This is a genomic window from Rhodococcus sp. NPDC056506 (assembly GCF_042794945.1).
Taxonomy (GTDB): Bacteria; Actinomycetota; Actinomycetes; order Mycobacteriales; family Mycobacteriaceae; genus Rhodococcus_F.
On the sequence record NZ_JBHTSW010000090.1, the window covers coordinates 1 to 2,096 of the forward strand.

At 57.0% G+C, this 2,096-nt stretch carries 1 protein-coding gene; it reads right to left on the reverse strand.

Going from position 1 to position 2,096, the window contains the following annotated elements; all coding sequences use genetic code 11:
- A partial coding sequence (locus ACFQ6H_RS29740; protein ID WP_378650427.1) for an amino acid adenylation domain-containing protein occupies positions 1-2,096 on the reverse strand: 2,096 nt, incomplete at both ends.

A 2,096-nucleotide genomic window follows, 5' to 3' on the forward strand; every position in this document is an offset into this window, starting at 1 on the left:
GGAGCCCGGAACACCGCAACCTCGAACACCGGCTCCGGCAACAACTTCCGATCCAACTTCCCCGAAGCATTGAGCGGAAACGCATCCAACACCATGATCTGCGACGGCACCATATACGACGGCAACACCACACCCAACGAATCCACCAGTGCCGCAGTATCAACCACCACACCCGACGCCGGCACCACATAGGACACCAACGCTGTCACCCCTGATTGCAACTCTTTACCGAGAGTTACGGCTTGCGCCACGAGAGAGTGCTTTTCCAGTGCCGCGTTAATTTCACCGAGTTCGATCCGATATCCCCGAATCTTGACCTGGAAATCGCTGCGGCCAACGTACTCGAGTTGCGGTTGATCGATGCTCCCTATCCAACGGACAATGTCTCCGGTGCGATACATCCGCGAGCCGCCAGGCGAGAATGGGTTGGGAACAAAACGGTCTGCCGTCAGATCCGGACGGTTTCGGTATCCGCGAGCTAGAACTGACCCCGCTAGGTATAGCTCACCTCGCGTGCCGACCGGAACCGGATTCAGTCGTTCGTCGAGCACCAATGCTGAGACACCATTGATCGGCGAACCAATAGTGATTTGACTGTCCGCTTCCAATCTTGCATACGTAGAAATGATCGTTGTCTCGGTTGGCCCGTAAGCATTGAAATAGATCCTCCCCTGCACCCACTTGGCCAGCAGCTCAGGAGAACTAACATCGCCGCCGACAGAGACAACACGGAGATCAGGTAGCGCCGCTGGATCCATCGTCCCTAGGACTGCCGGTGTGATGACGACATTGGAAACGCGTTCCACGCGCATCAATTCAGCCAATTCATCGCCACCGAGAATCGACGCGGGGACCACAACTAGCGTTGCCCCCGAATAGAAAGCAACCATCCATTCAAGAACGGAGGGGTCGAAGATTGGCGCACAAATGTGCAGGACACGTGAGTTCGCTGTGATCTCGTATAGGTCATTCGCGTATTCCAAGAGGCCAAACAGGCCCGTGTGTGTCACAGCAACGCCCTTGGGCCTGCCAGTCGATCCCGAGGTATAGATTATGTAGGCAATATGGTCTGGCATAAGCGTCGTTGTCCGCTCATGCTCATCAATCGGGGATGAAGCAAATGTTGCAACGATCTCCGCGAAGTCTGTGGAATCGATTTCAAACCAAATCACACCATCCGGCACACGATCAACATTTGACGAAGTAGTCAGTCCCATCGACGCGCCGGAGTCCGAAATCATATGCGCGATACGATCACTGGGATAGTTCGGATCGACAGGCACGTACGCGGCGCCCGACTTGGCAACTGCCCAAACAGCTAGAACCATCTCGTACGAGCGTGGAAGCGCAATCGCCACAACCGATTCGGGTCCCGCACCATTCGTGATGAGAACACGAGCCAATTGCGACGAATGCCTGTCAAGCTCGCGATAGGTGACCGACTTGCCATTGGTTCGTACTGCAACAGACTCGCTACCCACCTCACTGCGCGCAGTCAAGATATCCACTAACCTGCGCTGCGGCATCAAGTCGTCATGGAGCGCATTAGTCAACACCGTATGTTCTCTCGCGTCGAGCAAGTCGATGTCGCCCGATCGTATCGACGAATCCGTGACCACCGCAGCCAGGATGCGCCCGAACCGCTCCGCAAACGAGACAACCGTCGACTCGTCGAACAAATCCGTCGCGTACGTGAACTGCGCCGCCATCCCCGCCGGGGCACCCGCCTCGTCGAACTGCTCCACCACCGTCAAGGACAGATCGAACTTCGCCGCCACCGCAGTGGCATCGACACCCGCAACCCGCAGATCACCCAACTGCAACGCCGACTGCTCCATGTTCTGGAACGCCAACATCACCTGGAACAACGGACTCCGAGCCTGCGACCGCGCCGGATTGAGCACCTCCACCAACCGCTCGAACGGAACATCCGCATGCGCAAACGCCTGAAGATCAGCCTCCCGCACACCTGCGAGCAGATCGACGAAACTCCCCGAACTCTCCACCTCGGTCCGCAACACCAACGTATTGACGAACATCCCGATCAAATCATCGAGAACCTGCTCACCACGACCCGCCACCGGAGTACCGATCGC